The following is an 8,148-nucleotide window of genomic DNA, read 5'->3' as shown; positions in this document are numbered from 1 at the left end:
TGAAACTGAATTTGCGCATTATTGCGATACAAAATATTGTATTGGTACAGGTAACGGTCTAGATGCTTTAACCTTAATTTTTAAAGGCTATATAGAATTAGGTAAGCTTAAAAAAGAGGACAAAGTTATTGTGCCTGCAAATACATATATAGCCAGTGTTTTATCGGTTTTACATGCAGGTTTAGAGCCGGTGTTGGTGGAGCCTAATCCAAAAACCTATAATCTTTCTATAGATAATCTTTATGCTAAATTAACAGAAGATGTTAAAGCAATTTTAATGGTGCATTTGTATGGGCAGTTATCACAAGCAGAAGCACTAAAAGCTTTTACAGCTAAGCATAATTTATTATTAATTGAAGATGCTGCACAAGCGCATGGAGCTGTAACAAATTCCCAATTCCAAGAACTAAATCCCAACAGCCAACAGCTAAAAGCAGGAAATTTAGGTGATGCAGCAGCTTTTAGTTTTTATCCTAGTAAAAACTTGGGAGCTCTTGGTGATGGAGGTGCTATCACAACTAAGGATAAAGCACTTTTTGAAGTAGTTTCATTAATGAGAAACTATGGTAGTAAAGTAAAATATGAAAATGAAATTATAGGTTATAATAGTCGGTTAGATGATATGCAAGCGGCTTTTTTAAGTATAAAGCTAAAACATTTAGACTCAGATAATGCAAAAAGGCGAAATATTGCTAAGCGCTATTTAAATGAGGTGAAAAACCCTAAATTGAGTTTACCTTTTTACGATGGTTCACAGAATCATGTTTTTCATGCTTTTGTAATAGAAGTAGACGATAGGGCTAACTTTACAGCTTATTTAGATAACCATAAAATAGGATGGTTAATTCATTATCCAATTCCTCCACATAAACAAAAAGCACTTCAAGAATTTTCTTATTTAAAATTACCTATAACCGAACAAATTCATAAAAGAATTATAAGTTTGCCAATCAGTCCAGTAATGACGGAAAATGAAACGCAAACCGTTATTGATGTCTTAAATGCTTATTAATTGAAAAAGTTTTTTCACTACATAAATACTGAGGTTTTAATAAAAGCCGCTAATCTTAATACAGCTAATATTAGTATTAAAATCATAGCCGGAATTTTAATATCTAAATTTATAGCCCTGTTTATTGGGCCAGAAGGTATGGCGCTCATTGGTAATTTGAGAAACTTTTTTAGTGCAATTCAATCATTATCAATATTAGGTCTTTATGATGGTGCCGTTAAATTCATTGGTAAATGTAAAAATGATATTAAGGTACTTACTGCTACGTTATCAACTATATTTTATTTTGGATTTTTCTCTACAGTGCTTTTAGCATTTTTGTGCTATTATAATGCAGAGTATATTAATAATTTTATTTTTTTAAATAACAATTACACGTATGTTATAAAGACTTTGGCTATAGTCTTACCATTCTACTCGCTAAATATGTTTGCGTTTTCAATAATGAATGGTTTTTCTAAGTACAAGATTCTGTTAATAATAAACATAACAGGGCAAATTTTAGGATTACTTATAACGTTGCTTTTAATTAAGCAAGAAAATATAGACGGGGCATTAATCGCAGTAGTAATTACACCAGCTCTTAATCTTTTAATTACAATAGTTGGTATTGCTTTTAGAAAAAACCTAATGTCTTATATAAAAATTACAGATGTTAGTAATGCTATTTTAAGAAATTTATGCCCTTTTATGATTATGGCTTTGGTGTCTTCAATAGCTTTGCCTGTTGTTTATATCATTATTAGAAATTATATTATTACAGAAATAGGAATTAAGGAAGCTGGTTATTGGACAGCCGTAACCCGAGTTTCAGACTATTATTTAATGTTTATTAACTCATTAATGGCATTGTATTTTTTACCAAAATTTGCTGAGTTAACCTCTAAAACAGAATTTAGAAAAGAGGTGTTTGGTTTTTATAAGACCGTACTTCCTTTGTTTGCTGCCATTTTAGGAGTTATTTATTTAAGTAGAAGTATATTGGTTAATTTGTTGTTTACTGAAGAATTTAGACCTGTAGAAGACTTAATGGGGTATCAGATCTTGGGTGATCTTATTCGTGTAATGTCTATGGTTATTGCTTATAAGTTTTTGGCAAAGAAGATGTTTGCGCATTTTATTATTATTGAAGCCTTTTTGTTTGTTATTATGTATTTCTCTAGTATTTATCTTATAGATGCATTTGGGTTAAAAGGTGCTGTAATGGGATATTGTTTAAGCTATTTTATGCATTTTGCGATAGTTTTACTCATTTTTGGCAGCTCATTGTTTGGAGTAATAAGTGTGGATGATGTAGATGAATTTTAAAGACAACAACTGTGAAGATTCCTAAATTTATTAGAGAAAATATTGTTCTTAAAATTACGTCTCTTAATGCTGTAGTAATTACGATTAGACTTGTTATTTCTGGGTTTGTTCAATGGTTGTTAGCATCAACATTAGGTGAAGTAGGTATTGCACGTATAGGGCAGATTAGAAATATAATGGGAATGTTAACCAGTATTTCTTCTTTAGGAATATTTAACGGTATTGTAAAATATGTTGCTGAGCATAAGGGAAATAAGCCAGAGTTAAATAAATTATTTTCTACAGCTACAGTCTTTATAATTGTTGGCTCCTTAATATCTGGAATCGTACTTTTCTTTGGAGCAGATTTTTTTTCAAGACTCATTTTTAAGTCAGATGAGTTTGGCTATGTTCTTAGAATCATTTCATTCATCATACCTTTTATAGCTTTAAACAGGTCTGTAAATGGTATTGTAAATGGTTTGTCTGAGTATAAGAATTATGCTAAGATAGAATTGCTAAGTTATGTTTTGTCAATTTCAGTATTTGTATTAGCTATATATAATGCTAATCTAAAAGCAGCAATGTTAGCCATCGCTATTGCGCCAATTATTCAGCTAATTGTAATAATTGTTGTCTTTGGTAAAGTAGTAAAACGCTATGTTAGCTATAAAAGCTTGAGCTTTGGTTTAGATTATAAAAACAGTTTATTGGCATTTACGTTAATGTCTTTTATTTCCACTTTTTTGTTAAATTATATAGAGTTAAATATTATTGGTCTTGTAGAGCATAAGATTAGTGTTAATGAAGCAGGTTATTGGACAGCCGTTAGTTTTATTTCAAAAAATTATATGGTATTTGCTTCTGGGTTATTTACACTTTATGTTATTCCTAGATTTGCTAACATTCATACTAAGGAAGCATTTAAGCAAGAAGTTTTTAAGATTTATAAAACCATACTACCAATTTTTGGTTTAGGAATGCTATTGGTTTATCTTTTACGTAATGTTATTATAGATATTATTTACCCAGATTTTAAAGGGATGGAACCTCTATTTAAGTGGCAGTTGTGGGGTGATTTTGTGCGTCTATGCGCTTTGGTAATAGCACATCAGTTTTTAGCCAAAAAAATGGTTAAAAGCTTTGTGATTACAGAGATTATATCGCTTATCCTTTTTTATGTGCTTACCGTTGTTTTTATAAGTTATTTTAATACCGAAGGAGTTGTGATTGCTCACCTTGTGAGATATATTATATATTTTGTAATTATAATATTTGTTATAGGTATGGGTTTTAAAAACAGTTCAGAAAAAGGAATATAAATCTTATTTTTTATTATTAGTCCAAGTGTTTAAATACTTTTCAGCAGAGCTAATATAATGATGGTGTTTTTCTATAAACTGTCTCGCGTTTTTAGAAATTTCGATGATTTTATTAGGGTTGGTTATTAACCATTCAAGCTTTTTTGCAATTGCTTTAGCGTCTGGCAATGCATTTATAGCAATTGTGTCTTCTTCTAAATTATAGTGCTCTAACCACTCTTGTTCAGCGCCTGTAAAAACAACTTTTCCTTTTGCCATAGCCTCTAGGGCATTATAACCTTGATCATAAGCATAGATTTGATCTAATAAAATGTGAGCTTCATCATAAGCTTTAATATAGTCGCTATAGGGTAAGCTCCTTACAGTTGTAATTATAATGCTTTTGGAGTGTGTTTTTTTTACTATTGCCAGAGCTTCTTCAAAAATATCATTGCCTTTTTTGTAATAATTATGAGAGTTTATACCATGAAAAATAACAATCTTACCTTTTATTTCTGGCTTTTTATAATGCAATATTTCTGTGTTTATTGGATTTGGAATTAAGCCTAAATATTTTGGATGATTCTTTAAAGGTAAATGGTAATCTATATCTGAAGCAATTACTCCTTCAATGTTTTTGTAAATATGCTTATGAAGTGTTTTGAATTCAGGTGTTATATATTGTAAACCATAAGCACTTATAGAATTTTTATCTTTTCCATTTTTATAAGGAGTTAAAATGGAGTATCTAAATTTTTCTTCCTTAGCATAAGAAACACTTATGTAATCTGTACCACAAGATAACAAGTACGTGGTTTTGTTCCAGGATGTTATTAAATCAAAAATATCTTTTTCTATCTTGGAGGTACAACCAAATGGAGCTTCATTTATGAATTGTACTATATCATAGTTACTAAGTTGAGAACATAATTTTAAAATTTGACTTTTTACATTTTTAGATTCTAAATCGTAATCGAATAATCGGTATAAAAGATTTTTTACTTTTTGTTTAAAACCTTTTTGATATTTTTTACTAATAAGTAAATCAACGCTGTATTTTTTAAAACCATCAAATGGTGCTACAATAGTAACATTGTGATCTAGTTTCTCTAAGCCTTCTTTTAAGGAATTATGTAGTCGGCTATATTCGCCTACGAGTAATATGTTCATTTATATAGTTACATTTGCTTTTCAAATATACTTTTTAATGATTAAACCTAATGCTAAAAAAATCTGTATCGTAGTGTCTTCACTTGGTGGTGGTGGTGCAGAACGTTCTTCAGCTTTGTTGTCTGAAATGTTATTTGATTTGGGTTATAATGTTCATATTGTTTCGGTATTAGATCAAATAGATTATCCTTATAAAGGAAAGTTGCTCAATTTAGGAAAGTTCAAAGCTCAAAATGATTATGTTTTAGGAAGATTACAAAGATTAAAAGTTTTTAAAAATTATCTTAATAAACATAAGTTTGATTATATTATTGATGCAAGAACAAGAGTGCAATTTTATAGGGAATTTATAATAACAAAATTGATATATAGATTATTTTCAGTTGTTTATGTAATTCATAATTGTAATTCTAAAAAAGCTTTTACACCTTATAAATGGTTAAATAAAATATTATATAGAAAAGCAACAATGGTTGCTGTCTCTAAAGAAGCTGAAACATATTTTAGGGAAATTTATCAATTAGAGGATATAAAAACTATCTATAATGGTTTTGATTTTGAAAACATCAATAATTGTGCTAATGAAGAAGTGAGCAACAGTATTAATAATTATATTATCTACTATGGAAGGTTGGATGATGAGCATAAAAATTTAAAATTGTTGCTCAATGCCTTTAAGTTGTCAAAACTTAATCAAAATAAAATAAGGCTCTTAATATTGGGCAATGGATTAGATGAAGTAATGCTAAAAGATTATGCTAGAGAGATTAATGTTATGGGAAGTGTTGTTTTTCAGGGTTTTGAAAAGAATCCTTACCCGTATGTGAAAAATAGTCTTTTTATGGTTTTAACAAGCAAATATGAAGGTTTTCCTATGGTGATTCCAGAGAGCCTCTCTTTAGGCGTTCCAGTAGTTTCTGTAGATTGTAAATCTGGCCCAAATGAAATAATTATTAATGAATATAACGGACTTTTAGTAGAAAATCATAATGTTAAAGCTTTTGCTAAAGCAATGAATAGAATGATAGAGGATAAAGAATTATACCAACATTGCAAATCTAACGCTAAATCTAGCGTAAAGCATTTGTCAAACGAGGTTATAGGTTTACAATGGCAAGCTTTATTAAAATAAAATTTTAAAAGTTAGATGAATACCTTAAATAATACCACTTTAATAGAAATACCAAAAGTACATGATGAGCGTGGCTCATTAGCTGTTGTGGAAAAAGATGTTATTCCATTTGAAATGAAACGTGTTTATTATTTATACGATGTGCCTAGTGATAGCTTCAGAGGAGGACATGCTCACAAAGAACAAGAATCTGTAATTATAGCACTTAGTGGTAGTTTTGAAGTAATTATAGATGACGGTAATGATCACAAGAGAATTATGCTTAATAAGCCAACTCAAGGATTGTATGTTCCAACCAATATTTGGCGAGAAATAGATAATTTCTCTTCTGGTGCTGTTTGTTTGGTGCTAGCATCAACAAATTATAATGAAAATGAATATGTGAGAGATTATGATTTGTTTTGTAAATTACAAAGGCGAACGGTATAATTTCTTTTTAAGGAGATAAAACTTTAAGTGTTTTAAAAAAATTAAAACATTTGTAGGTAGATATAATAATAACCTGCGCCAAGAGTTTAAGTTTTTTAGATTAATATCGTTTTTTACTTTTTTATAGTTGTTGAAGTCATGTCTCAGTTTAGCTTCCATAGCAATCATGAACCTGTTTGTATCTATAAATGCTTTTAATGAAGGGTTTTTTTTCTCCTCTTCTATATGTTTGCTTATCATTAACATTAAGTTAGGAATGTTTTTAGTCAATGACAGATGATTCTCTTCACTGTGAATCATTTTGTGAGCTGTAGAAGTTGAAGAAAATGCAACGTTATAATTATTAGCGATTCTTATCCATAAGTCTGTATCTTCTCCCCATCCTAAATTTTCATCAAATTGAAAATCGTTGTTAATAATACTCTTGGGTATAGCAACTGAAGATGTCCAAAGGATATTATCAGAGAGGCTAGTCATAAAATAGTCTTCAACAATACCAAAAAAAGGATGGTCAACATTGTTAAATTTAGGCTTTGTTATGTAATTGTTGAAAAAATGTTTTTCGTAAGCTGTTGCATATATACCACAATCAGGATAGTTTTCTATTAAAGTTTTTAATTCTAACAGATGGTTTTCTAACCAAATATCATCACCATCACATAGGGCTATATGATTACAATTAGCTTTGTTTAATCCATAATTTCTTGCCTTAGAAACACCTTGATTTTTTGTAGTGTAAATAGAAATTCTATCATCTTTTATAGTTTGTAAAATTTCAAGACTGTTATCAGTACTACCATCATCAATAATTATTAATTCGAAATCTCTAAAAGATTGATTTAGAATACTTTTTATGGTTTTTTTAACAAAATGGGCCTTGTTGTAAACACTTACTACAACTGAAAAAAATGGAGTCATTCTCTTTTAAGACTTAAAGAACAAAGGTAGCCTAATTTATAAAACTGAAGTAGTTTAACATTTGGATTGTTACTTAATAATTGATTTTTAATTGACTTTTTAAACCATTTAAAAATCGTATTGATGATTTTCAATAATTTCAACGTTTTAATCAATCTGTATACTTTTAAAAGGCTATTATCTGAAGTGCTAACTTTTTTTTCAGATAACAATTTATAATTGGTTTTTACAGCTCTTTCTACCTTATCTAGAAAAATAAAGTTGTCATCGAGACCTTTGTGAATTATTGGATTGTTAATATGTAAAACTTTAGTATTGCTATCTTTCATTAGAGCACCTAAAAAGATGTCATAACCATAGTCATCAGCATTTATTTTAGAAACTAATTTTAAGAATATGTTTTTCTTTATTATAAAGTTTACCGAAACAATAAATTTATATGGGTTTTTATTTCTGGTTTTTGATTCAATTTCCTCGTAGGTTTTCCCATACTTCCATCGTAATATTTTAGAAGCCCTTGGTTTTTTTAAATCATAAGAACAACCACCATATATGGCATCTAATCTATTGTTAAAATAGGTTGAATAATTTTCAATAAAATGATTATCTATAATTTCTATATCAGCATCTAAAAAAAGTAACCAATCGTATTTGGATTTTTTGGCTAAAATATGACGAGATGTTATACTTCCTTTGTTGTTTTTTGAAATATGATGAGTGGCAAATCTTACATTATTGCATGCATTTCTATTCTCTTCTAAATAAAGATGAGAGCCATCTTCCCAGCATAAAATTTCATAATCAAAATCTAATTGGTTGCATATTCTATTGAGAGAAGTAATAAGCTCACTAACATTGTAATTGTATGTTGGTATAAGTATTGAAAGCATGGTTTATAT

The 8,148-nt window shown here is 29.0% G+C and carries 8 protein-coding genes; 5 read left to right on the top strand and 3 right to left on the bottom strand.

The annotated features are described in order from the left end of the window. The 3 genes from N4A42_RS05305 to N4A42_RS05295 form a co-directional block, all read left to right on the top strand. On the top strand, positions 1-1,012 hold a 1,012-nt coding region (locus N4A42_RS05305), incomplete at its 5' end, for a DegT/DnrJ/EryC1/StrS aminotransferase family protein (RefSeq protein ID WP_294070946.1). Next, a complete protein-coding gene (locus tag N4A42_RS05300; protein ID WP_294070943.1) occupies positions 1,013-2,320 on the top strand; it encodes an O-antigen translocase in 1,308 nt (435 codons plus the stop codon). Positions 2,321-2,331: 11 nt separating this feature from the next. After that, on the top strand, positions 2,332-3,621 hold the full coding sequence (locus N4A42_RS05295; protein ID WP_294070941.1) for an O-antigen translocase: 1,290 nt from the start codon (positions 2,332-2,334) through the stop codon (positions 3,619-3,621). Between the two features lie 3 nt (positions 3,622-3,624). Here the strand turns inward: N4A42_RS05295 and N4A42_RS05290 are convergent, their stop codons facing one another. Beyond that, positions 3,625-4,770, bottom strand: a complete 1,146-nt coding sequence (locus N4A42_RS05290) for a glycosyltransferase (protein WP_294070938.1) — start codon at positions 4,768-4,770, stop codon at positions 3,625-3,627. 37 nt (positions 4,771-4,807) lie between these two features. Between N4A42_RS05290 and N4A42_RS05285 the strand changes: the two genes are divergently transcribed. Together N4A42_RS05285 and N4A42_RS05280 are read left to right on the top strand one after the other, a co-directional pair. After that, on the top strand, positions 4,808-5,902 hold the full coding sequence (locus N4A42_RS05285; protein WP_294070935.1) for a glycosyltransferase: 1,095 nt from the start codon (positions 4,808-4,810) through the stop codon (positions 5,900-5,902). A 15-nt stretch (positions 5,903-5,917) separates the two neighbouring features. Continuing rightward, complete coding sequence (locus N4A42_RS05280; RefSeq protein WP_294070932.1) at positions 5,918-6,331, top strand: FdtA/QdtA family cupin domain-containing protein; 414 nt, start codon at positions 5,918-5,920, stop codon at positions 6,329-6,331. On the opposite strand, the gene N4A42_RS05275 is transcribed toward N4A42_RS05280, so the two are convergent. Together N4A42_RS05275 and N4A42_RS05270 are read right to left on the bottom strand one after the other, a co-directional pair. Continuing rightward, positions 6,311-7,249 carry a glycosyltransferase family A protein gene (locus N4A42_RS05275; RefSeq protein ID WP_294070929.1) on the bottom strand — a complete coding sequence of 313 codons (939 nt, stop codon included), beginning with the start codon at positions 7,247-7,249 and terminating at the stop codon, positions 6,311-6,313. The genes N4A42_RS05280 and N4A42_RS05275 overlap by 21 nt on opposite strands. Beyond that, complete coding sequence (locus tag N4A42_RS05270; protein ID WP_294070926.1) at positions 7,246-8,139, bottom strand: glycosyltransferase family 2 protein; 894 nt, start codon at positions 8,137-8,139, stop codon at positions 7,246-7,248. The genes N4A42_RS05275 and N4A42_RS05270 overlap by 4 nt, the downstream gene beginning before the upstream one ends. Positions 8,140-8,148: the final 9 nt, after the last annotated feature.

Source organism: Winogradskyella sp. (genome assembly GCF_025210595.1).
GTDB lineage: Bacteria > Bacteroidota > Bacteroidia > Flavobacteriales > Flavobacteriaceae > Winogradskyella.
The sequence above is the reverse complement of the archived record's forward strand: the minus strand, read 5'-3'. Positions and strand labels throughout refer to the sequence as shown.